The organism is Pseudomonas sp. RU47, assembly GCF_004011755.1.
Classification (GTDB): Bacteria; Pseudomonadota; Gammaproteobacteria; order Pseudomonadales; family Pseudomonadaceae; genus Aquipseudomonas.
Genome location: NZ_CP022411.1, coordinates 3,515,790 through 3,539,013, shown reverse-complemented (window position 1 = coordinate 3,539,013; position 23,224 = coordinate 3,515,790). Strand labels below are relative to the sequence as shown.

Sequence of the window (23,224 nt, the reverse complement as noted above, 5' to 3'; positions counted from 1 at the left end):
CCGTTCATGGTTTGAACGGGCGATACCGATGGGCCGGCCCTTGCTCAAGACGGCGGCGACGCCTCCTTGGCGTGCGCTGCGATTTGCGATTGCGCCTGATCATGCAAACGCTGCATGTGCGGGCAATGTAACTCCAGCGAGCGCGGGCGATAGCCCCGATGAAACAACGCCAGCCAACCCGCGCAGCGGTCATTCGGGGCAATCCCGGTGAAGGTGAAACCCATCGCCGTCAGGCTCTCCACGGCACAGGCAAATCCGTTTGCAAGTCTTAGCCGAATCGAGATCAACCAGTGGGCAGGCAGTCGTTGAAGCTGCTTGAGCAGACTGCTGTCGAGTTTTTTCAGCATGACGTCATAGCGCCCGGTACAGGGCTCGACATGGATCTGCGGCCCCACCCAGGGCGGCTCTTTGTCCTGTGTCCCGTATACCCCGCACAAATGCTCCATGAACCTGGCACAGCTTTGCGGCCATGGCAGTGCCGGGAGCGGTCGTCGGTAGCCATCAATCGGCGTGTAGCCGATGACGATGGACTCCGGCAGCGGTTCGCCAAACGGCGAGGGGCAATAGTCGAGCAGCAATCCGCTGCTGCAGAAACCGAGCCTGTCAGCCATGCGCTGTGTGTAGGGATGCTGCGTCACCTGTTTGATCGTCACGCCATGGCATCCCAGCGCCTGGGCATGGATCAATAGCCGAGAGCCCAACTGCGTGGCGATGTTCTGCCCGCGGGTCGACGGATGGACCACGCTCAATGCCAGTTCCGCCGTGGACGATCCGGGGTTTCTGCATAACGTGGCGTGACCGAGGATCTTTTTGCCGGACTGCGCCACCAGTGAATGCCAGCTCCCATCGCCATGGTTCTGGTTGATCATCAACGGCAAATATACGTGGGGCTGCACGTAGTGATCACCATAGATTTCCCGGAACAGGCGGCTGACAGCTCCGGCGTCGGTGCTTCGATAGCTGCGCAGCGTCAAGTCGTCCATGGGCGTTGCTCCGGGCGTTGGGTGTCGTAGATGCGCAGGTCGACGATTCGTTGCCGCTTGCCGGAGCGCGGATGTCGAGCGAGTTCATCGGTTGTGCAATGGACAACCTGCAGTTCAAGTTGGCCCTCATCGCACAGTTGCGTCATCAGCGGGTAATGCTCGATCAACTCACGGTGCAGCGTTTTTCCGGCGTCAGTGCTTTCGGCGTTGAGCCCGTCGGGCACCCACTTCAGACGCAGGATATCGACGTTTGCCGATTGGCTGATGACCAGTTGCCAGTCGTCGCTGGCGGTACTGCGCTGGACGATTCTGGTGATGTCCTCGACCAGCAGGGTCAGGCTGCTTACCCGCACGCGCTGACTGCTTGCGCTGCGGCCCAGCAAGGCAAATTTGCGCATGGCCGCCGTGGCCGGCTCTCGCCAACAGGCGAGGTCGCCCACGGGGTAGCGAATCAGTGGCATCAGCCGACGGGTGAGGTTGGTGATCAGCAGTCGCCCGCTGCGGTCGCATTCTTCGATCACTTCTCCGGTGTGTTCGTCGACGATTTCCAGCAGGCTGTGGCTGGCCAGCATCCGGTGTTCACCCAAGGCGCAATCGCGGCTTGTGGCGCCGATGAAACCAGCGTCGACACTGGCGTAGCCGATGGAGGCGATCCGCGCGTTGGGAAACACCCGCTGCAATAACTGCAATTGACCGGCGAACAGGCTTTCTCCGCCATAAAGTATGGTCTCGACTTCAACCAGCGTTTGCGCCTGGCGCTCCAGCACGCCGGCGAACGCCAGCAATTGCGCGGGCACACCGGCCAGCACGTTGATCCGGTGCTGATGGATGGAATCTGCCAGCACAAAAGGGTCGACATCACCGGTAAACGGGTACTCGGTGACACCCGCCGTTTCCTGCGCCAGTGCGTCATGGATAAAAATGAAACTGGCATACAGATCGCCAACAAAGAACAGATTTGCCACCCGGTCTCCGGGATTCAATTGATTGCCGAGATGGCTGCCAAAGTCTTTTACAAGTGTCTGCCATTCTTCGCGGGTAAATGCCGAAAGTTTACCGGCGCTGGATGTTCCTCCGGTCTTGAACACCAGTGCGCGCTCAACCGTTGATGTCAGTACGGACCATTGGTCGAAGTTCTGGCTGGTTGCCCAGTAGTGTTGCGGATCGATGACCGGAAGTTCATCCAGTGTGCTGACCTGCGCTGTAACGTGATGCAAATGTCTGGCGTAATACTTTGAATGTTCACGGGCAAAAGCGACCAGCGCGTTTAACTCAAGTGTTGTGTTCATGATGTTGTCCTGGATGATGGCCGCCGTAGGCGATAGTGCTCTTAACGGCGCGCGTCGATGACTGACGGGATTTTTCCGCTGTGTCGGTTTCTGCAGAACTGCTGCGGCTCGCAAGTTTGCGCTTCAACCGTGAGCAGTCCGGTGCGCTGCAGAACGGCCAGCGTCGAGTAGTTCAGCAGTCGGCCGAGGATGTCGGCAGGCTCGCCGGAGCTGCGAATCAGCAAGCGCTCCAGACCATCAGGGGCGTGATCGAGGTGCAACTGAAACGGTGCTTGCAGGTGCCCGGCGAGTTCATTCAGGCAAATGAAATCGGTGCCGATGCGCAACAGTCGGCCGTGCCGTTGCAGCAGTTCGAAGCGCGGCGAATTCAGTCCGCATGCGCAGGCGCCGTGCAGCCATCGACCGGTATCGCCGACTTCATAACGTTGCACCCGTTGGCCCTCGCGTGCTTTCGAGGTGAACAGCAAGCGGCCAATTTCATTGTCGGCGACCGGAACGTCCTCCTCCAGGGCAACGATTTCCAGATGCTGGATGGTGTCCATCAGATGAAACACACCATCGCCGGTGGCGACGCAGGCATGCCCGAATGGCCCCGCATCGACACTGCCGTACACCGCCGAGCGAATGCTGGAGACGCCGCAGCGTTGCAATAGCTCACGACACTGATCACTGATGTGTTCACCACCGAGAAACACTTTTTCAATCGCGCCATAACGGCTCAGACGCTGCTGTTCGTTGAGGAACAAGCGATGCAGGGTGCTGGGCATGCCGATCAATACAGTCACACGCTGCTCGATGATTACTTGTGCAATATCGCTGTAGTCATCATCGGCGGGGGCGCCCATGGGCAGGTGGGTGGCGCCCAGCAGTTCGAGGACTTTGGCAAAACTGAAAAAGCCGCCATACAAACCGCCACTGAAAAACAGGTTCATCACCTTGTCGCGGGCCGGATCGAGCCCCGCCGCGAACAACCCGTCGGCTGTCGCCTGCATTTGCCGTTGAAAATCGTGGTAACTGAATCCCGACAACGCCGGTGTGCCGCTGCTGCCGCCGGAGCGGAAAAACAGCTGCGCCGCCGCTGTCGTCGGTCGTGCGATAAACGCTTCTTTGTCGGTGATCGGCACGTTCGTCGGGTGCAGCGCACAAGGTGTTCGATCAAGGGTCATGTGGCTGGGCAGTTGCGTCGCCGCGATGCTCACCGACACACGGCGGCTCAGGCGTTGCAGCGCGTAAACGCCGTCGTGGGGTTCCCCGTCATAGCCGTCATGGATCGCCTCGATCGGTGCAATTCGGCTGACGCCCGCCGCAATCAGTGTCCGCGACAGTTCTGCGATCTGTGCCTCGCTGCACACCAACGCACAGCTCTGCAACACGTTGCGCCAAGGCAGCAGGGTTTGCGACAGGCGCTCGCGTGGCAGCGGTTTGAGCAGCAGCGTACGAAACAGCGGCGAGGGCGCGAGCATCTCATTGTGGCTCCAGACAACGCGCCAGCCCGGCGCACTCCAGACCTGCGCCGTGACTCCGGAAAAACTCCTGCTCAAACGCGTCATCATGCCGTGGCTGCTGATTTCGCTGGCTTCCTGCACGGTCGGGACCAGCGCCGGCCAGTGCTCGGCACGCCGCTCGAACGCTTTGGCCAATGCGCAGCCGATGTCCTCAAGAACGATGGGATCATCGCTGTCGACCAATAGCCACTGCGGGCTGGAGCAGGCCTGTTGATCCAGTCGACATACCTCATCGACGATCGCCTCCAGTGCCTGCGGCGAGGCTGCGTCCGGCGTCAGATAGGCAAAACTGATGCGGTGCCCCCAGTCGATCCAGCGACAACCGGGTGGCAGCTGTTGGCGGATCGCTTGCAGCGCCGCTTCGCCACCCCACGCCGATACGCCGTTGGCCATTTTGCACAAGCGACCGATCTGCTCGGTTGCCACCGGCAGCACGGCGACGTGATAGCGCAGCTGATCGCTGGGGTCGCATTGCACTAACGCGTGCAGCACACGCGCCGTCAAACCGTGGTCGCTGCGGCTGGGACGCAGCCAATTGATGTTGCCGGCCAAGAGGCTTTCGATCATCGCGCAGCACGCCAGCAGTGGCGCGTTTGCCGGTGTGACATGGACCACCAGACCCAGCGGACTCCAGCGTTCAAAGTGCGATTGCCGATAATCGAGACGCCGCAGGGTTGCGGCTTGATCGCCCAATTCTCTTTCAAGCTTGGTTTGCAGAGTGCGAGGCTGGCAGAAGTCGATCAGCGCCTGGCGTTGCGCGTCATCCAGCGGCAACTCGGCGCTGCGCAAATGTTGGGCAAAGTTGGTGGTTGCGGTCAGTACGGTGGCGCTGTCGAGCGGCGTGTTCAGGTGCTGCGGCAAGGTCTGATGCAGCAGTGCCAGCGCATTGTCGAGGTCGACGTCCGCGTGCAGTTCTCCTTTGATCAAGTACATGTCAGTGACTCCCCAGTAATTGCGCTGCGGCCATCGCGCAGCTTCTGCCGGCAGTGGTGCCCGCGCGGCCATGCAGTTCGAACCAGTCACAGGCAAGGCCACAGCCACAACTTGCGCCGGGGTGCAGCGTTGCCAGATCGCTCATCACTACCGCGTGCGCCGGGCTGGATGAAATGTAGGGTGAGACGAATCCCAGCAAGCCTTGCTGGCCGTAGGGCTGCACGGAGAAATCCAGCGCATTGCGCACGTACGCTTTGGCGTAAACCGGAACGTGAAAATGATGGTGGGCACATTCGATGTAAGGCACCGCGTGCTCGACCGCACCGTAACCGTCTCGACAGCGCGCTGTCGGGATGCCGAGTTGCCGGGAGATGCGCCCGTACAGTTGAAGTTTGGGGATTTCCTCGCTGGTGCGGGTTTTCCAGCCGCCGCCAAAAAACACCAGCGAATCGTCCGGCAGCTTCAACTCAGGCACGCCGTTAGCCTGCATATGCTGCAAGGTCTGCCAAAGGAATGCCGGGAAGCCGAAAATGCGCACCGGCAAGCCTTCTTCGGCGAACGATTGCAGGGCCGCGATGACCCCGAACAGATCGAACTGGTGGCTGTCACCGGTGCAGCGCAAGGCGTAGGCGACGCGATTGACCGGGGCAAACCGGCAGAGGAACTGGTCGGTGTATGACGTCCCCAGCGTGATGGCGCCCTGCGGCTCATAGCTCAGCAGCAGGTAGTTGCACGGCGTATCGGCGGAGTTCCAGCCGTAATGGCTAAAAATTCGTTCGACCATGAATTGCGCGCCGGACAGACTGCGCGGGTCATAACGCATGCGACTTTTCTGCCCACTGGTGCCGGACGATGTCAGTTCCAGGGCGTTCTCCCCGGTGGGGCTGAGCAACAGTTGCTGTTTGAAAAAATTGGCCAGAATCGGTGGCAGTTGCGACCAGTCTTGCAGGGCGTCGAGCTCTTCCACGTCGAGACCGTTGGCATTCAGCCAATGGGCGTAACCGGGAGTGTGCTGGCAATGGTATCGACTGATCTCGGTCATGGCCCGATCGAACAGGCCCGCAGGCACCGAGTCCGGGCAATAGGGGTGTGGCAACGCGCAGAGCGCATCGCTGGCGGGAAACTGATTCATTTCAATATTCCTTTATTGAGCGGCGGTGGAATCGGCGTGTAAGCCTTTTAACAATCCCTGCACCAACGGCAGGCTCAACAGGCCGCTGAACGCGGCGAAGAGCGCGAAGAGTTCGAGGCGTGCGCCACCGCCGAGGGCAGCAATCAGCAAACCGCCGACACCCATCACGGCAATCGAAATCATGCCGACCAGCGCCGAGACCAGGCCTTTGCTGTCATCGCTGGTAAACAACGCCAGCCGATAGAGTGCGGCATTGCTCATGCCCAGGCCGACGGCGTACAGCGCCAGGCTGGCGACCACCGGGCCCAGGCCAGCGCCAGACAGCGCGCTGCCGATCAGCGCCAGCAGCCCCAGACAAAAAGGCCAGAGCGCCAAGCGGATCAGCTGGGGCAAAGAGTGAGTCGCGAGCAAGCGGTCGAGGATCAGGTTGCCGGCGATCACTGCAGAAAAAACCGGAATCTGCCACAAGCCATATTCAACCGGCGACAGCCCGAGCAACTGCATCAGCAGCAACGGTGACAGGCCGATCCAGGCGATCAATGGCAAGCTCATCAGCCCGAGCGCGAGGCTGGCAGCGAGGAATCGGCCATTGCCGAACAAGACGCGGTAGCGCTGGCAGGTCTGGCGCCAGGAAAAACGCACCGCGGGTTGCAGCTGTCCATCGCGGCGCGTAACCCCGACCGTTTCCGGCATGTAGACGAACAGTCCCAGCCAGACCAGCGACGCTACAAGGCCCAGGCCCAGGAACAGTTCGCGCCAGGACAACCATTGCAACAACAGAATGCCCAGCAGCGGCCCCACCAGCGGTGACAGCAGGGCGATGTTGCCGAGCAGCGCCATCAAGCGCACCGCATCGGCCTCGCAGAAGACCTCTTGAAGGGCCGGGTAACTGACCGCGACCACAAAACCCAAGCCCATGCCTTGCAGCAGTCTCAGTAGATTGAAAGCTTCAATACTCTTCGTGAAAAACGCAGCGGCGCAGGCCATTGCGAACAATGCGCAACCGCTCAGCAATACCCGCCGTCGCCCCCATTGATCGGACAATGGTCCGATCAGCCATTGCAGGCAGATACCGCCAATCAGATAAAGGTTGAAGGCGTTGGGAACATGTCGCACATCGGCCTGAAGATCAGTTGTCACGCTCAGCATGGCCGGCATGATCAAGTCGCTGGCCATATACGTCAGAAGTTCAAAAGCACTTAGCGCAAAACAAAATCCGAGCACTTGTCGCGGCCCGATTTGTATCAGTGTTCTCTGCATAAACGTCCCTGTTAGTGAGTGAAAGAAAAGTTGCCAGAGACTAGTTGCAGGGGCTTGCATGACCTATTTTTTTGCTGCGACATTAGATTTCAAATGCTTGCAACTTGTTTTGTGGGTTCCGAGTTGCCGCTAAGCGCTAGTTACGACAGCGTGGCAGACCCGGCGGCAAAAACAGAAAAGCCCGCAACGGGGCGGGCTTTGTTTGAAGTTGATCGGACTTGTTGATTTCCTGCCGCCATCTGCTTATCGGCAAGCGGGCAGGGCGAACAATCCTGTTCTATCGATGTTGGTAGTAGCCGGGGCCACCCTGGTAGTAACGGTGGTGATCGTCATGCCAGCCACCGTGGGGGAAGATGATGCAGCCACTCAGGGTCAGCAGGGCAAGAACGGGAATCAGCCAGGTGATTCGACGCAGCATTTTGAAAGTTCCTCATGGTTACGCCGTCATGAAGCCAAAACTCTTCATCGGCTGTAACATGAGACCCCGATTGCCACGATGCATCCCCGTAGAACGGTAAGTGCATGGCATGCAAGCGGATACAAAGCAGATACATTTCAACGTTTCAGGAAGCCGCAATGACCCACAAGCAACGCTTGATTTATTCGATTCTGATTGCCGTTTCGGTGCTGGCGATCATGCTTGGCCTGTCCTGGCTGCAAAACGCCGGAATGATTTCGGAGAAGACATTCCAGTTCGTCGCCATCGGTGTAGCGGTGATCGTGGTGGTGATCAACGGCGTGATGCGCCGCAAGGTCAAGCCTTGACGGCGTTTGCCGCACGCTTCAATCGTTGTTGAGGACGGCCGCAGCCTGTGGATGCAGGCTGTAGCTCTTGTCATCATTGAAGGTGATCACACCTTCGGCGCACAGCCGTTTGAGCACTTCGCGCACACTGAGGAAGGACAGCGGAATATCCAGATCCAGCAATTGGCTGTGGACACCGCGCACGCCCAGACGTCGCTCGCTTTGTGCGGCAACCAGCAGGGCGTCGATGACTTTCAGACGAATCAGGCTGGTGCGCAGGCCGAAACTTTTCAGCAGCAGCCGGATGCGTTCGTTGCCGTGACGCTCGACGCGTTGCCCGAAATCGCTCGCGTGGGGGCTCATGGAAACTCCTTTGGGTGCCTGGCTACCGTCCGTTGGTAGTTGCGAGTTGTACATGCGATTACTCCTTTTCAGAGCCTGATCGGGATGGTTTTTTTGCGCTCTCTAAGACAAGACGTATCAGCACGACAAATCATGAAAGAAAAGATGTAGAAAATTTGTCGGGGGTTTGTCTTTTTCTTGTGATTGTCGATTGCAGTTGCTTTGGGCTTGGCGGCCTTTGGGCCGACCATGCTCTGGGGGGTTGGGTGTATATCCGTTGTTATGGGTGTTGCCGCTGGCGGTTTCGCTCTTACAGCGAGTCCCTTTGGCAAACGCCCCAAAGGAACCAAAGGTCTGGGCCCCGGCGTTCGGCCCTCGCCGTGGCTCGGGTTCCTTCGTTCCGGGATCTATCCGGGGGCATCGCCTACGGTTTGCTTCGCTGCACCTCCTCTCGATGTGTTCGACTTCGTCGAACGGTCGCTGCGCTCCCACCCCCGGATAAATCCCTCCACTCAGCCTGCCGAAGGGGCCGGCAGATCAAAAGCTGCAGCCGAGCTAACGCTCATCCTGTTGAGTGGTTAGGTCACCTCGATCAGTTCCCTCTCCCTCCGGGAGAGGGCTAGGGTGAGGGGCTTTTGATCTGGTTCATTGAGTTCAACTCGGTATTTCAGGTCTGCGTAGCTCTGGCAATCACCTCGATCAGTTCCCTCTCCCTCCGGGAGAGGGCTAGGGTGAGGGGCTTTTGATTTTGCGTTTGGGGGATCGTTTGGAGGGTCTAAATTTTTTCCTTTGACTTCGTTTCTTCGACAGGCTCATTGCGCGTGGACGCGTGGGTGTTTCCAGGGCGGGTCCGTGTTAGCGCCGGATGCGCTCTTTGGCATGTCGATCAGGAGCGAGCGTGATTATTTCCAGACAGTTAACCGGACTGACCTTGGCCGGTGTGGTTTTTGGGCTGAGTTGTTCGGCTCATGCGTTCAGCCCGGCCACGGATATCAGCGCCGATATTCGCCGTACTGCTTTTGGCGTGCCGCATATTCGTGCGCAGGACGAGCGTGGGCTTGGGTTCGGTATCGGTTATGCCTATGCGCAGGACAATCTGTGCCTGTTGGCCAACGAGATTGTGACGGTCAATGGCCAGCGTTCCCGTTACTTCGGCCCGGATCAGTTCACCGTCGAGCAGCGCGAAAACCGGGTCAGCGATGTGTTCTTTACCTGGCTCAATACGCCTGAAGCGGTCAAGGCATTCTGGCAGGCGCAACCTGCGCAGGTGCGTGATCTGGTCGAAGGCTATACCGCCGGTTACAACCGTTATTTGGCCGAGCGTCGCCAGCAAGGTTTGCCGCAACAGTGTCAGGGTGAGTGGGTGCGTGAGATCGCACCGGAAGATCTGGTGAAGCTGACCCGCCGTCTGTTGGTCGAGGGTGGCGTTGGGCAGTTTGCCGAGGCTTTGGCCGGCGCCACGCCGCCGCAAGCGACAGCCGGGATCGAACACAACGTGCAGGCTTATCAGTTGGCCGATGCGCGTCAGCAGCGCTTTGCACTTGATCGAGGCAGTAACGCTGTCGCGGTGGGCAGTGAGCGCTCGTTCAACGGGCGCGGGATGTTGCTGGCCAACCCGCATTTTCCTTGGGTTGGCGGTATGCGCTTCTATCAGATGCACCTGACCATTCCGGGCAAACTCGATGTCATGGGCGCTGCCTTGCCAGGCTTGCCGATGATCAATATCGGCTTCAATCAGCATCTGGCCTGGACGCACACGGTCGACTCGTCGAAACACTTCACGTTGTATCGGCTGCAACTCGATCCGAAGGATTCCACACGCTATCTGCTCGATGGCAAATCTCTGCCGTTGAACAAACAGACCGTCACCGTGCAGGTGAAACAGGCTGACGGGCAAGTGGTGCCGGTTTCGCGGGATATCTACAGCTCGCAGTTCGGGCCGATTGTGCAATGGCCGGGCAAGCTCGACTGGGACAATCGGTTCGCCTACAGCCTGCGCGATGCCAACCTCGACAATGATCGGGTGCTGAATCAGTGGTACGCGATGAATCAGGCGTCCACGCTTCAGGAGCTGCAGGATTCGGTGCACAAGATTCAGGGTATTCCGTGGGTCAACACCCTGGCCGTCGATGACAAAGGCCAGACGCTGTATATGAACTTGTCAGTAGTGCCGAACGTCAACGCCGAGAAACTGGCCAAGTGCAGTGATCCGCGTATCGGCACAAAAATGATCGTGCTGGACGGCTCCAACAGTGCCTGCGCGTGGGACATTGACCCACAAGCTGCGCAGAAGGGCATTTATGCCTCCAGCCAATTACCGCAACTGCTGCGCAAGGACTTCGTCCAGCACTCCAACGATTCGGCGTGGCTGGCCAACCCGGCGCAACCGCTCACCGGTTTCTCGCCACTGATCAGTCAGGACGGCCAGCCGCTGGGCTTGCGCTCGCGGTTTGCGCTGGATCGTTTGGGCACGCTGAGCAAGAAAGGTCCGCTGGCGGTGAAGGATCTGCAACAAATGGTGATGGACGATCAGGTGTACCTGGCGACTCAGGTGATCCCGGATCTGCTGAAGTTCTGTGCCTCAGACCTTGGCACCGACGCGCAGGCGCTTAAGCCGGTTTGCGTCAGCCTCAAGGCATGGGATGGCCGCGCCAATCTGGATTCAGGCCTGGGCCTGGTGCATTTCCAGACCATCATGCAGGCGCTGCAGGCTTCGCCGGACGTCTGGCGCGTGGCGTTCGATCCTGAAGATGCGCAACACACGCCACGTGGACTGGCGGTCGAGCAGCCGGCGGTGGCCAAGGCGCTGCGTGAAGCCATGTTGGCGTCGGTCGAGTTGAGCCAGAAAATGGGTTTGAAGCCGCAAACCCGCTGGGGTGACATCCAGGTGGTCAGCAGTGGCGGGAAACAGACGCCGATTCACGGCGGCCCGGGTACGCTGGGAATTTACAACGCCATTCAGAGCGTGCCGCGTGAAGACGGCAAACTTGAAGTGGTCAGCGGTACCAGCTACCTGCAAGTCGTGACCTTCGATGAGAAGGGCCCGCACGCCCAAGGGCTGCTGGCGTTCTCGCTGTCGAGCGATCCGGCGTCGAAGTATTCGCGGGATCAGACCGAGGCGTTCTCGAAGAAACAGTGGAGTGTGCTGCCGTTTACCGAGCAGCAGATTCAGGCTGACCCGCAATACCAGGTGCAGACTGTTCGCGAGGCGTTGGACAAGGCGGGGAAAGTCGCCGCTCAGTAAGCCCGAGCATTAATGGCATCAAGCCTGAAGGCCGCATCCTGCAAAGGGTGCGGCCTTCAGCTTTTTGGCGGTTGTTGCGGTATCGAGTTGATCACCGGGTTACCTTCCTTGTTACGGCTCAGGTAGACCGGCAGTACCTTGGGCAGGCTGTTGGCCAGGTTGTTCAGCTCTTTGATGTTGTAGATGCCACCGACACGAATCGAACCGGTACTGTTGTCAGCCAGTTCCAAAGGATTGTTCAGATAGCGATTGATCAGTGGCAGGGCCTCGCTCAGCGCCAGGTTGTCCAGCACCAGTTTGCCGTTGCGCCAGGCCAGTGACGTGTCACCGGAGTAGGTCTGGCTGATCTGCGGTATGTAGTCGCCGTTTTTGTAGCGCGCCTGCATCGATGGGCCGAGGCGCAGGCCATCGCCCGGCAATGAGCGATCGCTGGTGACCAGCACGGAGCCTTCGATCAGGTTCACGCGCACTTGATCCTGATACATCCAGACATTGAAACGCGTGCCCGTGACGCGAATTTTGCCTTCGCCTGCACGGACGACAAACGGGTGGGACATGTCGTGGCTGACCGTAAAGAACGCCTCGCCTTTTTTCAGGGTAACGCGGCGTTCGTCCTTGTAGTTGCTGAAGGTCAGATCGGTGTTGAGGTTCAGTTCGAGTTGGCTGCCATCGCCCAACGTCACCTGCCGGACATTATCGGTGGCGGTAAAATGCTCATAACTGTCGGGCAGCCAGCCCAGGTTCCAGCCGGTGTAGGCTGCCAATGGCAGAGCAAGCGCACACACGCCTGCTGCTACAGCAAACTGGCGCCACGAGCGCGAAGGCTGCTGCACTGGCCCGTGCGCCGGGAGGGCGGTGGCCGATGCGGGGCGTGGCAAATGTTCGGCCACGTCCCAGATTTCCAGCATGGCTTCATATTCGAACGCGTGCAGCGGATGGGCGTCGTGCCATTGCTTGAATGCGCGACGATCTTCATCGGTGCAGTCGGCGGCGTGCACACGCATGCACCAATGCGCGGCGGCATCGGTGATCGCATCGTATTCGGCTTCCGAGAGAGTGTCTTGGGTCATTGACTCGTCCTGATTTCGCACATTCTAACCTTGTCGGGAAGTTACCGAGAACATTCGTCATGGCAATTGCCCATCAAAGTGGAACTTATTTTTCGCTCCGGCACCCAAAAAAACAGGATGCAAACGACTACTATCCATAAATGGAGTGAAAAAATGATCAAAAAGACAATAGCAGCGCTAATTGCCACTGCCGGCTTGCTGAGCGCAGGCGCAGCGCTGGCCGATCGGCCGGGCGCAGGCTGGATCACCATCGAAAAAGCCATCGAGATCGTCAAGACCAAGGCCGGTTATGTCGAGGTCTATGAGATCGAAGCCGACAACAATGGCTATTGGAAAGGCGAAGGGCGCAAGGCTGACGGTGTTGTCTACGAGTTCCGCATCGACGGCGCTTCAGGCAATGTATTGCGGGATCAGAAGGATTAACCACCCTGGTTACGCGTTGTAAAACATACGCCGGCTGCAAGCCGGCGTATGTCTGTTGCGGTTGTTACGGCAATGCTGGCGAGGATCCTGTCTGGCTTGAGCCTGGCGCCGGTAAAGGTATCGGGGCCGGAGGAGGGTCCAGCACCCTGCCCAGTTCGCTGATGAACAGTGCGATCGAGTCAGCGTTGGCCATTTTCACCTCGATGCGTGCGTCGGCAGAGACTGGATCGCGGAAGGCTTTACGTGCATCTGCAAGGTTTCTGGTTTTGGTCAGTTTGAGAATTTTTTTGTAATCTTCGGCCCGTGCTGGTACCTGGTCCATGTCTACCCACACCCCATTCTTGCTCTTCTCCGCAAACAAGCGCGTAGGCGCAGCAGAGCGGGACAAGGATTTGCGCTCACGCTCCAGACCCGCTTGGAGAGCCGCTCCTTCAGCGGTTGTCGTGTTTATAAGGTCAGGGTATGGACTCATCGCCTCCACGAAGTCGAAGTCTTCGGCATCGCAAACCAAATGAGAAAGCTCGTGGATCAGCGTGACCGCGCGAGCATGGGAGTCAACATTGAATCTGGGAGGCAGGAAAGCGGTGTAGGGATCCAGGCGCGGATTAAAGAAAAGCTCGGTCAGGTGGACTATCTTTCGCCGGTCTTGTTTGAAGACAAATGCAACCGTATCGTCGCCATAACGCGCATTCAAACCAGCGAAAAAGCGCTCCGTATAGAGCAGATCATCTGCTGGGTCCGTCAGCTCGCGGCAGATGGGGATTATCACCTGTTCTACTTTTCTGAGCAGCGTGGGCGTGACTTGTAACACGTCGAAAAAATTTCTGAGTACGGCTTCAACGCGAGTGCCGCCCAGATTGTCGCGATGTATGACGAAGTTATGCAGACAATTCAGCGCGTATTCTCTTGCCCGAGCGACAGCTTGCTGGATCACGAAGGCTCTGGCCGGATAGCGCCGATTGATTTGTGCCATCCCTTGAGCCTGGATATACATGAGTATCGAACGGCTGCGTTCAACGTCAGCTTGCACACGGTTGCGTTTGGATCGACAGCGATGAACCGGCTGACCCGCGGGTGCCAGTACCAGCCTTGAGTTTTTCTGTTCAAGGGTTGGTCCTTGTCCGCCGTCTTTCTTGCTCAAATACCAGACCTTTTCATCCTTGACCACCGGGTAGACCTTGCCAGCGATCGCCGCAAACTTTTGCGTGCTCGACGAACTGCCATAGACAAGTTTATTGGTTTCAAGCTTGAAGTTTTCCAGCGCTGTGGTGGTTTCAAAGGGCTGCAGATTAACGCGGGAGGGCGTAGCTGGAGGGACTTTCGACCAGAGCGGCGGGGCCGTGGCTGCCGCGTTTGCGTCGCTAGCCTGCGCCTGGACAGCAAATTCGGCCGTTTCACTTTCCGCCGCTGTTTCCCAGGAAAAACGACCCAGACTGAACAGGGAAATCGCCCCCGAGATAAAGCTTTTCAAGGCATTTGCCCAATGATGTTGCTGAAGCTCCTCGGCAGACTCTTTGAAATCCTCGTAGCTTTTCCAAAGAAAAAACAGGGAAGCGAGTTTCCCCGGCAAAACGTGCGGAACCAGACGGACACCGTGACTGAATAGAAACTTTGCCGCTTCCCAGTCCGCTTGCGCATTGATCTGCGATTGGCAACCGAGTAATTGCGGCAAAAGGCTGAGCGTATCCTTGTGCAGCCGCTCCAGCACATTGCCGGAGATGGGCGTACTTTGCAGTTTGATTTCACTGGTTTTGCCAATCGTCGTTTTCAGCAGGTTTTTGAACGCGGACTGCTCGCCGGCGGGCAGGCGCCGGATGATCAGGTCCTGGAAATGTCCCGGTGTATTCAATGCATCGATCAACTGCGCTTCATTCTCGAACTCACGAAAAACGTATTTGGAGTAGGGGGCATACAGCACCTGTGGCCCTGTCTGCCCCGCGCCGGGCCCGATGAGATAAAGCCCGAGGGTATCGACCAAGACAGCCCCCGTGGTCTTGATCAATGACAGTGGACTGGCAATGGCGTGAGCGCCCTCTACCGTTGCACGCGCCACTCCGTCCGGCATGTCCAGGACCTGACAAATGAAGTCGTAGCCGGTTTCTGACAACTGTTGCTGCAACTTCATCGCGTGCGCATGCTGCATCAACTGCCAAGGCAACTGACGTAAAAACCGCTCTTTGCTGGTGCGCGCAGACTCACTGTCAGCTGACAGCGCCTCGCTCACTTTCTGCGTGTAGGTGGTGCTGATATCGAGGGATTGCAGCAGTTGGCGGACGGCGGACTGATTGAGTTTTGCCGGCAACCCTGCGGTGGTATTCGAGGCAACCTTGAACCCGGTGCCCTGCACAATGTTGTAGTGGTGCAGAGCAAATTCGAGCAGGTTACAGGCAGGACCGGCCAGCGTCAGATTCGGCGTGATGCGGATGTCTTGTGGCTTGAGGCCGTTGTTCGGAAATCTGCTGTCGAGCAGCGTTTTCAAAGTCTGCTCGACGTGGCTGTCCAACGCGGGCACACCCTCGAGAAAATCCTTGCCATCGATAAAGCAGCGGCGCAACTCATCCAGCAGTGCGAGCTGGGTACGCTGTTCCGCGACCGGGGCCATGCGCAGCCAATCGGGGAAATCCAGATGACGGGCAACAGTCCTGGCAAGCTCAACGGCCCGGCGCAGATTGGTCTCGATGACCTTGTTTTTCAGTTTGTCGAGAAAACCGGCGAGTGAGTCCTCATCCTTTATGCAAACGCGTAACGCCTCGCAATGGTCCAGATAGTGGTCAATGGCCGATTGCATACGGTCGTTCAACACGTTGCCCTCAATCAATTGAAAGGTGCCCAGCGTGTATTGCTGATCCAGCCGATGTTGCGTCTTCGGCAGGTTTTCCAGCAGCGTCTGGCTCTGGTTGTTGTCGTTCAGGCGCTGTTGCAATTGTTTTTGCGCAATCGCTATGTTGTCGAACGATTCCAGGCCGATGGCGGGCGTCCACAAGATGGCGCGCCCGGAGTGCGCTACGTCCATGCCTCCGCGCTCGGTCAGCAACACACAGTGAGCGAGTGACAGCACGCCACTCCGGCCCTCGCAAGTGAGGCTGAGCGCCCATGCATCCGGCCGGAAACCGTTGAGTGACTGGCGGTCCATGCGTGTTGCGTGTTTTGCGTCGAATACGGTATCGACGATTTTTCGTTCCGCTGCACGCCAGGAGTCGCCGAGATTTCTCATGTGCGCTTCACCGCGCACTCCATCCTCGAAAGCCTGCGCCAGTTTCCATCGAATACCTTCGAGAAAGACGCGTTGTTCAGCGCTGCTCGCGGTCGGCTGGCCCTTGAAGTTGTCGGTGAGATTTTCCAGTGTTCGTTCTAACGTTGTCGCCAGTTGCGCAGCTTTGTCGGCCTGGACCAATGACGAGGGCGGTGCGCTGGAGAACAGCGGGCGGGTGCTCCAGCGCTCATTGACGTCTAGCCTGACCAAGCGCTCGTGAATCATCGAACGGATATCCAGCGCCTTATCGAAAAATGCATGAATGTCAGTACGGCGTTCGCTTTGGCGAAACAGTTGCAAGGCGAATTCAACGCTCTGGCGTTGCTTGGTGATAATCGCCTCCATCAGTGTTGCCATGATATCGCCGGCTATGTTTTCGCCGGACACCTGAGCATTGGCGAAGCCCAGGTAGCGATTGCGCTCCTCCAGGTTCATGAGCCCGTACAGCTCATCTTCATGTCCGGCGGCATTGAGTTTGGCGATCAGCGTTTGGCGCAGGTCGGCGTAGTCGGTGAGTACTTGCACGCCTTGGGTGGGGGTGTAGAGATAAGCCTTGTCATGGTTGATCATCAGCGATCCAGCCAACTCGACATAGGTGGTTTCTTCGCCCAGGCATACCGTTTCGAAGGTCGGACGCCGCACGGCGCTGTCCGGCTCACGTATCAAGCTGTGAAGGGCTTCGAATTCCTTCGCCTCGAGGATGTCGGTTTCGCGCTTGAGCAGTAAGTCTGCACGTGCTTGATCGAGCAACGTCCGGCTGAAGAATGTGCGTCTGGGGGAACCTTCAAAAGCGGCGGCATTCCAGTAAACCTCGAGCTGTCGAAACAACAGCATGGTCAGCTTTCCCGAGGCGGACTTGATTGCATCCGCCCATATTGCCTGGTCAACATCTGAGCCGGAGCGAGCCGGATTGGAAAATTCGGCTGTCTGACCATGCGGCCAGCCCTGGCGGCGGAAGTGCAGCAGCAGTGCCTCACTCAGCGACAGCGAATCGACCCACTGCCGTACATCCCCGGAGAGGGGCGCGGTGTCGGCGAAAAAACTGACGCGGGTGCGTGACTGTTGCAGACCCGCGAAGTGAGGTTCGAGCAGTTCGTCGAGAATCTTTTCCAGCAGGGTGGTGAGCGAAGGCAGACGTTTGAGCTCATCCAGCAGGTCGCGCGTGGACAAATCCTGTGACGTGTTGATCGCCGCTTTTTGATCCTCGAACACGTCTCCTTCGATCGTTTCAAGGGTCAGACTGATTCCGCGTTTTTCCACCAGTTCCTTGCGCTGCGAGACGCTGAGGAACGCCAATAGATCATCCTGTTCGTCAGCGTTGTCGAGGCGCGTCTGCAACGCTTCGAGCAGCGCTTGCTGATCGCTGTATTTCTTCAGGCCGTCGTAGGGGGTGTAGAGGAACACACCGCCATCATCCGGCCCGGCGCCGAGAGTAAAACTCCCGGCCAGCGGCACCGCCAATTGCCTGTCGGCGTTAAGCAGAATGCGCTCGGCCAACATCGGCGGGGTTTGTTCACTGCGCAACGTGTGAGTCGCGAGTTCCACATGCGCAAGCCAGCTGAAATCTTTGCTGTTGAGACCCTGCGCGGTAGCCAGGTCAGCGTGCTGGTCGGGAGCTTTGAGAACATCCGGAAACAGGAGTGGAGCAAGGGGCGTAGACATCATCGAGACTCGGAGCGGAGGCGTTGGGGCCGGGGAGCGCAAGAATAGAGACGTGACTGGGCGCACTGGCGGTAAATAGTTACCGCACGCACCGAGTCGAAATGTGCCAGGACAGCGATGCCAGTCATGGCTGAGCAATCGAAAGGTTGACAGCCGGCAGCTGAGCCATGGTTAATCGGTGAGCTAGTCGTCCATACGCTGTTGTTCCCTCCAATAATCATTCTGGAGCTTCAGATGTCTGCGCCACACGATCATGTGTCCTCTGCTGTTTCGTCCTCGTTGTCTCTCGAAGCGCTGACGCAACTGCTTGAAACGATTTTTCTGCGCCACGGCACCTCCGCTGAGGTCGCGCAAGTGCTGGCCGCCAATTGCGCCGGCGCCGAGCGCGATGGTGCCCACAGCCACGGGGTTTTCCGCATTCCCGGTTATGTCTCGACCCTGGCCAGCGGCTGGGTCAACGGGCACGCCGTGCCGCAAGTCGAAGATGTTGCCTCGGGATTTGTCCGTGTCGATGCCGGCAACGGTTTCGCTCAACCGGCATTGGCCGCCGCTCGGCCGCTGCTGGTGGAAAAGGCGCGGCACGCCGGGATCGCCGTGCTGGCGATTCGTAACTCGCATCACTTCGCCGCATTGTGGCCGGACGTCGAGCCGTTCGCTGACGAAGGTCTGGTGGCGCTCAGTGTGGTCAACAGCATGACCTGCGTGGTGCCCCACGGCGCCGACCGGCCGCTGTTCGGCACCAACCCGATTGCCTTCGCCGCGCCACGGGCCGGCGCCGCACCGATCGTCTTCGATCTGGCCACCAGCGCGATTGCCCATGGCGACGTGCAGATTGCTGCGCGCAAAGGCGAACGGCTGCCGGCCGGGATGGGCGTGGACAGCCTCGGTCAGCCGACCCAGGATCCCAAAGCGATTCTTGAGGGCGGGGCGCTGTTGTCGTTCGGTGGCCATAAAGGTTCGGCACTGTCGATGATGGTTGAGCTGCTGGCGGCCGCACTGACGGGAGGCAATTTTTCCTTCGAGTTCGATTGGTCCAATCATCCCGGGGCGAAAACGCCGTGGACCGGACAGTTGTTGATCGTCATCGACCCGAGCAAGGCCGCCGGGCAGGGTTTTGCCGAGCGCAGTGGCGAGCTAGTGCGGCAGATGCACGGCGTCGGGCTCAAGCGTTTGCCGGGGGATCGTCGGCATTGGCAGCGTAGTAAGTCGTTGGCTGAGGGCATTGTGCTGGAGGCGCAGACGTTGGCGCAGTTGCGCGAGTTGGCGGGGGTGTGAGCAAAGAGCAAAGGCCCCTCACCCTAGCCCTCCCGAAACGTCGGACCGCCCAGAGGGAGAGGGGACTGAACCGGGGTGAATGGGGGAGGTACGCCGACGTGGGATACCAAGCTGAATTCAAGATCTGAATAGCGAAAAAACGGCAGGCAGAAAAAAGGCGAACCCAGTGGGTTCGCCTTTTTAGTATGCGTTTGAATCAGCGACGGCCGAGCAACAAGCCGACCACCAGACCGAATCCCGCGGAGATTGCCACAGTCTGCCACGGATGACCGCCGATATAACTTTCAGTGGCATCGACCGCCGGTTTGGTGCGATCACGCACGCTCGATACCGAGTCCAGTGCCTGCTGCAGTTTCAGGGCGATTTGTCCGCGCAGCGTTTCCGCTTCTTCGCCGACCAGTGAGGCGCTGCTCTTGAGCAGTTTGTCCGACTCTTCGATCAGAGCCTGAAGTTCGCTGAAGGCTTGATCCTTGATTTGATCTTCGGCGGCTTGCACGGCGGATTTGCGGGCCATTGGGTGACTCCTTGCAGTTGAATGGACAGTGATCAATGGAGTGTGGCGCTGAGCAAAAAGTTGCACTGAATTTAGGCCAGAAAGAAAAACCTGCGCGGGAGATTTCCGTCGAGCGTGTAAGATGTCGCCATTTTATGCAGCAGGATAATTCCCGATGAGTTTCAATCTGGCCGACAAATCACTCGCAGAGCGCGCAGCGCTGGAAGACGAGAAATCCCGTCTGTTCGAACTCTGGCAAAACAACCTCGGCAAGGCCAAAGGCGAAGCCGCGCGTTTGTTCGGCGAGCGCGGCAAGCGCAAAGGCAAATGGGCCGAGTGGGTCCGCGCCGAACTGGACGGCATGTCGCCGCCGGAGTTCGCCAACATGGTGCGCAGTGAAGTCAATCGACTGATGGCCGCCAACAAGTAATGCCTCAGGTGAAGGTCGCGGCAATCACCTCGCGAACCTTGACCACCACCGGATCGATCTGCGCGCTGGTGCGCCAGCCCAGTTCGATCGGATAACGCGGCAATTTCAGCGGGCAGGGCAGCAGCGCCAGGCCGCTGAGTGCCGCGATGCTCTCGGCGGCATGCGCCGGAATCGTCGCCACCGCCCGACTGCCCTTGAGCAGATAAGGCAGCGCGGCGAAATGCGTGGTCGAGGCGCACACCCGTCGGCTCAGGCCCAGCGCCGCCAGACCTTCATCGGTAATCCCGATAAAACCGCCGGACGACACCAGAATGTGCTCGCGGGTGACGAACTCCTCAAGATCGACCTGCTGCTGGCCGGGCGCCAGGCTCGCCGGATCGACCAGGCACGCATAGCCGCCTTCGCCCAACACCTGACGACTGAGCAAACGTTCGGCAAAACCACCGGCGGTGATCGCCAGGTCGATGCTGCGCTCCATCAGGGCGCTGGCGACAATCTGGCTGTGGGTCTGACGAAAGATCAGTCGAAGTTTCGGTGCGCTGCGAGCAATTTCCTCGATCAGGCGGCGACCGTAGGCAATCTCGAAGTCATCGGACAGCCCTACGGTGACCGAGCGGCCGTCGTATTGATTGGTCGCCGGGTCGACCATCGCCAGACTTTGCCGGCACTTGTTCAGCGCTTCGCTGACCACCGGTTTCAGTTGATTGGCTTTGAGCGTCGGTGCCAGTCCGCGCCCGGTGCGCACGAACAATTGATCGCCGTAGACCTCGCGTAACCGGCGCAGCGCCGCACTGACCGCCGATTGTGTGACGCCCAGACGCAGCGCTGCCCGGCTGGCGCTGGATTCTTCATGCAGGGCTTCAAAGACTTTCAGCAGATTGAGGTCGACCGTGGCGATATTCATTTGGCTCATATCATTCAGCAGCGAACGGGGCTTTATTCATGATCGCGTGGCGCCGCAGAATCGGCAACCACTGAACCTGACGGAGTTATCGCGATGGCCAAATCAACTGTTGCTGCGCTGCAAATCGGCGCCTTGCCCGAGGGCAAAAACGCCACCCTGGAACAGATTTTGAGTTGGGAAGGCGCGATCATCGAATCCGGCGCGGCGCTGGTGGTGATGCCGGAAGCGCTGCTGGGCGGCTATCCAAAAGGTGAAGGGTTCGGCACGCAACTGGGTTATCGCCTGCCAGAAGGGCGCGAAGCCTATGCCCGATACTTCGCCAACGCGATCGATGTGCCGGGCGCCGAAACGGAAGCGCTGGCGGCACTGTCGGCGCGAACCGGGGCGAACCTGGTAATCGGTGTGATTGAACGTGCTGGCAGCACGTTGTATTGCACGGCGCTGTATTTCGATCCGCAGGCAGGGCTCGTCGGCAAACACCGCAAGCTGATGCCCACCGGCACCGAGCGGCTGATTTGGGGCAAGGGTGATGGCTCGACGTTGCCGGTGTTCGACACGCAGGTCGGCAAGCTTGGCGCGGTGGTGTGCTGGGAAAACATGATGCCGCTGCTGCGCACCGCGATGTACGCCAAAGGCATCGAAGTCTGGTGCGCACCGACCGTCGATGAGCGCGAGATGTGGCAAGTCAGCATGCGCCACATCGCCCATGAAGGCCGCTGCTTTGTGGTCAGTGCGTGTCAGGTGCAAGCTTCGCCTCAGGCGTTGGGCGTTGAAATCGCCAATTGGCCAGCGGAGCGTCCGCTGATTGCTGGCGGCAGCGTGATTGTCGGGCCGATGGGCGATGTGCTGGCGGGGCCGTTGCGCGGCGAGGCGGGGTTGCTGACAGCTGAAATCGACACCGATGAACTGGTGCGCGCGCGGTATGACTACGATGTGGTCGGCCACTATGCGCGGCCGGATGTGTTTGAGCTGTCTGTGGATGAACGGGCCAAGCCCGGGGTGCGATTCAACACATAACCCACTGGCTGACACAAAACCTGTAGGAGTGAGCCTGCTCGCGATAGCAATCTGTCAGTTAACGATTATGGTGTCTGGCAGACCGCTATCGCGAGCAGGCTCACTCCTACAATGGATCGGTGGTGTGTCTGGAAGTCAGTGGCGCTGCTGCCATTCTTCCCGGGTGATTTCCCACAGCTCCCGAGGGAAACGCCCACCGACGAAATCGCCTTCATCGGTTCGGATCAAGCGCATCCCCGCGCGCTCCGAGAGCTTGCGCGAGCCAATGTTCGGCGCCGCTTTCGGCACGCGCATCACTGGGCGTTGCAGAACGTTGAACCAGTAATCGGTCACCACCGCGCAGGCTTCCGTCATCAAACCCTGACCTTGCCACGCTGGAGCCAGCCAGAAGCCGCGGTGGTTGTCCGCTTGATCCATCAGGCTGATTTTGCCGATCAACAGTTCCGGTGCCGATTTCAGACGAATCGTCCACGGCCATTCCTTGCCCGCCGCAACCGCCGGCAAGGCAACGTCGCGCAGATAGGCGCGGGCACCGTCCTTCGGATACGGCCATGGCACGGCTGCGTTCAGATAACGCACCACGTCCCAATGCGGAAATTCGCGCTGCACGGCTTCGGCATCGGCCAGTTGCAATGGGCGCAGGATCAGTCGTTCGGTGTACAGCGTCGGTATGTCTTCCATAAACCTGCAGCCTCCATAAGTGTCTTTAAGGAACGAGGCAGGCTAGCGCATTTTTACCAGGTTGTGGCACTGGCCTTGGGCAGGCTGAGCTTGCCGCTGTCGACAAAACGCATGGTGCCAAACAGACCGCCGGCAAGCTTGCCGCGCAGCACATAGGGCAGGTTATCGAGGGTTTGCGTCTGACTCAGGCCCAGCGTCTGGCGTAATACCGAAAACGCCGAGATGCTGACCGGAACGCTAACAATGGCCTCGGAAAACCTTGGGATTGAACCGCTCTGATCGCTGACACCCGAGGCCAGTGAATGGCCGTTGACCTCAAGATCCAAAGCGATGCCGTTGTAGTCGATGGCCGTTTCATTAGGGTTTTGCACGCGAATCTTGATGGCGAAACGCACTTCCAGATCCTGGCTTGGCAACGGCTCCAGGCCGACCACGTTGATGTTCACCGGGTCTCGGTTGGGGAACAGCGCACAGGCGCTGAGGGACAGCAGAAGCAGTGACAGAATGACGGCTTGGAAGCGGCGCATAAACGGTCTCTCAACAAAAAAGGGCTGAACCGTCACCGGCTCAGCCCTTTCTATCAA

At 58.9% G+C, this 23,224-nt stretch carries 19 protein-coding genes; 6 read left to right on the top strand and 13 right to left on the bottom strand.

Translation table 11 applies throughout. The annotated features are described in order from the left end of the window. Positions 1-44: 44 nt before the first annotated feature. From CCX46_RS15985 to CCX46_RS30720, 6 genes are all read right to left on the bottom strand, one after another. Positions 45-983 (bottom strand): GNAT family N-acetyltransferase, encoded by a 939-nt coding sequence (locus CCX46_RS15985; protein WP_127927952.1) that lies wholly within the window; start codon positions 981-983, stop codon positions 45-47. Further along, positions 971-2,272 carry an AMP-binding protein gene (locus CCX46_RS15980; RefSeq protein WP_127927950.1) on the bottom strand — a complete coding sequence of 434 codons (1,302 nt, stop codon included), beginning with the start codon at positions 2,270-2,272 and terminating at the stop codon, positions 971-973. Before CCX46_RS15980 ends, CCX46_RS15985 begins: the two co-directional genes overlap by 13 nt. A 41-nt stretch (positions 2,273-2,313) precedes the next feature. After that, complete coding sequence (locus CCX46_RS15975) at positions 2,314-4,710, bottom strand: acyl-CoA reductase (RefSeq protein WP_127927948.1); 2,397 nt, start codon at positions 4,708-4,710, stop codon at positions 2,314-2,316. A 1-nt stretch (position 4,711) separates the two neighbouring features. Then, a complete protein-coding gene (locus tag CCX46_RS15970; protein WP_127927946.1) occupies positions 4,712-5,842 on the bottom strand; it encodes a LuxE/PaaK family acyltransferase in 1,131 nt (376 codons plus the stop codon). A 12-nt stretch (positions 5,843-5,854) separates the two neighbouring features. Then, positions 5,855-7,102, bottom strand: coding sequence for an MFS transporter (locus CCX46_RS15965; RefSeq protein ID WP_127927944.1), 1,248 nt, complete (start codon positions 7,100-7,102; stop codon positions 5,855-5,857). 277 nt (positions 7,103-7,379) lie between these two features. After that, a complete protein-coding gene (locus CCX46_RS30720) occupies positions 7,380-7,520 on the bottom strand; it encodes a hypothetical protein (RefSeq protein WP_007918111.1) in 141 nt (46 codons plus the stop codon). A 158-nt stretch (positions 7,521-7,678) separates the two neighbouring features. On the opposite strand from CCX46_RS30720, the gene CCX46_RS15960 reads away from it, so the two are divergent. Then, on the top strand, positions 7,679-7,867 hold the full coding sequence (locus CCX46_RS15960) for a hypothetical protein (RefSeq protein ID WP_038363103.1): 189 nt from the start codon (positions 7,679-7,681) through the stop codon (positions 7,865-7,867). An 18-nt stretch (positions 7,868-7,885) separates the two neighbouring features. Here the strand turns inward: CCX46_RS15960 and CCX46_RS15955 are convergent, their stop codons facing one another. After that, a complete protein-coding gene (locus CCX46_RS15955; protein WP_127927942.1) occupies positions 7,886-8,263 on the bottom strand; it encodes a fe2+ zn2+ uptake regulation protein in 378 nt (125 codons plus the stop codon). Positions 8,264-9,086: 823 nt separating this feature from the next. On the opposite strand from CCX46_RS15955, the gene pvdQ reads away from it, so the two are divergent. Next, positions 9,087-11,432, top strand: coding sequence for a bifunctional acylase PvdQ (gene pvdQ, locus CCX46_RS15945; protein WP_127927938.1), 2,346 nt, complete (start codon positions 9,087-9,089; stop codon positions 11,430-11,432). Positions 11,433-11,488: 56 nt separating this feature from the next. Here pvdQ and CCX46_RS15940 read toward each other — a convergent pair whose 3' ends face one another. Continuing rightward, positions 11,489-12,502, bottom strand: a complete 1,014-nt coding sequence (locus CCX46_RS15940) for a FecR family protein (protein WP_127927936.1) — start codon at positions 12,500-12,502, stop codon at positions 11,489-11,491. Between the two features lie 153 nt (positions 12,503-12,655). Between CCX46_RS15940 and CCX46_RS15935 the strand changes: the two genes are divergently transcribed. Beyond that, a complete protein-coding gene (locus tag CCX46_RS15935; RefSeq protein ID WP_127927934.1) occupies positions 12,656-12,925 on the top strand; it encodes a PepSY domain-containing protein in 270 nt (89 codons plus the stop codon). Positions 12,926-12,989: 64 nt separating this feature from the next. Here the strand turns inward: CCX46_RS15935 and CCX46_RS15930 are convergent, their stop codons facing one another. Then, positions 12,990-17,840, bottom strand: coding sequence for a dermonecrotic toxin domain-containing protein (locus CCX46_RS15930; protein ID WP_127927932.1), 4,851 nt, complete (start codon positions 17,838-17,840; stop codon positions 12,990-12,992). A 234-nt stretch (positions 17,841-18,074) separates the two neighbouring features. Here CCX46_RS15930 and CCX46_RS15925 point away from each other — a divergent pair, with 234 nt between their 5' ends. Then, positions 18,075-19,115: an Ldh family oxidoreductase gene (locus CCX46_RS15925; RefSeq protein WP_127927929.1), complete on the top strand. Its 1,041-nt coding sequence runs from the start codon at positions 18,075-18,077 to the stop codon at positions 19,113-19,115. 196 nt (positions 19,116-19,311) lie between these two features. On the opposite strand, the gene CCX46_RS15920 is transcribed toward CCX46_RS15925, so the two are convergent. Next, on the bottom strand, positions 19,312-19,629 hold the full coding sequence (locus CCX46_RS15920) for a DUF883 family protein (RefSeq protein ID WP_016982860.1): 318 nt from the start codon (positions 19,627-19,629) through the stop codon (positions 19,312-19,314). 154 nt (positions 19,630-19,783) lie between these two features. Here CCX46_RS15920 and CCX46_RS15915 point away from each other — a divergent pair, with 154 nt between their 5' ends. Continuing rightward, a complete protein-coding gene (locus tag CCX46_RS15915) occupies positions 19,784-20,038 on the top strand; it encodes a hypothetical protein (RefSeq protein WP_007917411.1) in 255 nt (84 codons plus the stop codon). A 4-nt stretch (positions 20,039-20,042) separates the two neighbouring features. Here the strand turns inward: CCX46_RS15915 and CCX46_RS15910 are convergent, their stop codons facing one another. Then, the gene (locus CCX46_RS15910) at positions 20,043-20,951 is read right to left on the bottom strand and encodes a LysR family transcriptional regulator (RefSeq protein ID WP_127927927.1); all 909 of its coding nucleotides are present in this window, start codon (positions 20,949-20,951) and stop codon (positions 20,043-20,045) included. 84 nt (positions 20,952-21,035) lie between these two features. On the opposite strand from CCX46_RS15910, the gene CCX46_RS15905 reads away from it, so the two are divergent. Beyond that, entirely contained in the window at positions 21,036-21,959 is a 924-nt protein-coding gene (locus CCX46_RS15905; protein WP_127927925.1) for a carbon-nitrogen hydrolase family protein, read from the top strand. Positions 21,960-22,094: 135 nt separating this feature from the next. Here CCX46_RS15905 and CCX46_RS15900 read toward each other — a convergent pair whose 3' ends face one another. Continuing rightward, complete coding sequence (locus CCX46_RS15900; protein WP_127927924.1) at positions 22,095-22,640, bottom strand: GNAT family N-acetyltransferase; 546 nt, start codon at positions 22,638-22,640, stop codon at positions 22,095-22,097. A gap of 53 nt (positions 22,641-22,693) precedes the next feature. After that, positions 22,694-23,167 (bottom strand): LEA type 2 family protein, encoded by a 474-nt coding sequence (locus CCX46_RS15895; RefSeq protein ID WP_127927921.1) that lies wholly within the window; start codon positions 23,165-23,167, stop codon positions 22,694-22,696. Positions 23,168-23,224 lie beyond the last annotated feature (57 nt).

Bases quoted from the DNA above. Each gene is read 5' to 3' on its own strand.
- CCX46_RS15985 (WP_127927952.1), bottom strand. From the start codon at position 983: ATGGACGACTTGACGCTGCGCAGCTATCGAAGCACCGACGCCGGAGCT.
- CCX46_RS15980 (WP_127927950.1), bottom strand. From the start codon at position 2,272: ATGAACACAACACTTGAGTTAAACGCGCTGGTCGCTTTTGCCCGTGAA.
- CCX46_RS15975 (WP_127927948.1), bottom strand. From the start codon at position 4,710: ATGTACTTGATCAAAGGAGAACTGCACGCGGACGTCGACCTCGACAAT.
- CCX46_RS15970 (WP_127927946.1), bottom strand. From the start codon at position 5,842: ATGAATCAGTTTCCCGCCAGCGATGCGCTCTGCGCGTTGCCACACCCC.
- CCX46_RS15965 (WP_127927944.1), bottom strand. From the start codon at position 7,102: ATGCAGAGAACACTGATACAAATCGGGCCGCGACAAGTGCTCGGATTT.
- CCX46_RS30720 (WP_007918111.1), bottom strand. From the start codon at position 7,520: ATGCTGCGTCGAATCACCTGGCTGATTCCCGTTCTTGCCCTGCTGACC.
- CCX46_RS15960 (WP_038363103.1), top strand. From the start codon at position 7,679: ATGACCCACAAGCAACGCTTGATTTATTCGATTCTGATTGCCGTTTCG.
- CCX46_RS15955 (WP_127927942.1), bottom strand. From the start codon at position 8,263: ATGTACAACTCGCAACTACCAACGGACGGTAGCCAGGCACCCAAAGGA.
- CCX46_RS15940 (WP_127927936.1), bottom strand. From the start codon at position 12,502: ATGACCCAAGACACTCTCTCGGAAGCCGAATACGATGCGATCACCGAT.
- CCX46_RS15935 (WP_127927934.1), top strand. From the start codon at position 12,656: ATGATCAAAAAGACAATAGCAGCGCTAATTGCCACTGCCGGCTTGCTG.
- CCX46_RS15930 (WP_127927932.1), bottom strand. From the start codon at position 17,840: ATGTCTACGCCCCTTGCTCCACTCCTGTTTCCGGATGTTCTCAAAGCT.
- CCX46_RS15925 (WP_127927929.1), top strand. From the start codon at position 18,075: ATGTCTGCGCCACACGATCATGTGTCCTCTGCTGTTTCGTCCTCGTTG.
- CCX46_RS15920 (WP_016982860.1), bottom strand. From the start codon at position 19,629: ATGGCCCGCAAATCCGCCGTGCAAGCCGCCGAAGATCAAATCAAGGAT.
- CCX46_RS15915 (WP_007917411.1), top strand. From the start codon at position 19,784: ATGAGTTTCAATCTGGCCGACAAATCACTCGCAGAGCGCGCAGCGCTG.
- CCX46_RS15910 (WP_127927927.1), bottom strand. From the start codon at position 20,951: ATGAGCCAAATGAATATCGCCACGGTCGACCTCAATCTGCTGAAAGTC.
- CCX46_RS15905 (WP_127927925.1), top strand. From the start codon at position 21,036: ATGGCCAAATCAACTGTTGCTGCGCTGCAAATCGGCGCCTTGCCCGAG.
- CCX46_RS15900 (WP_127927924.1), bottom strand. From the start codon at position 22,640: ATGGAAGACATACCGACGCTGTACACCGAACGACTGATCCTGCGCCCA.
- CCX46_RS15895 (WP_127927921.1), bottom strand. From the start codon at position 23,167: ATGCGCCGCTTCCAAGCCGTCATTCTGTCACTGCTTCTGCTGTCCCTC.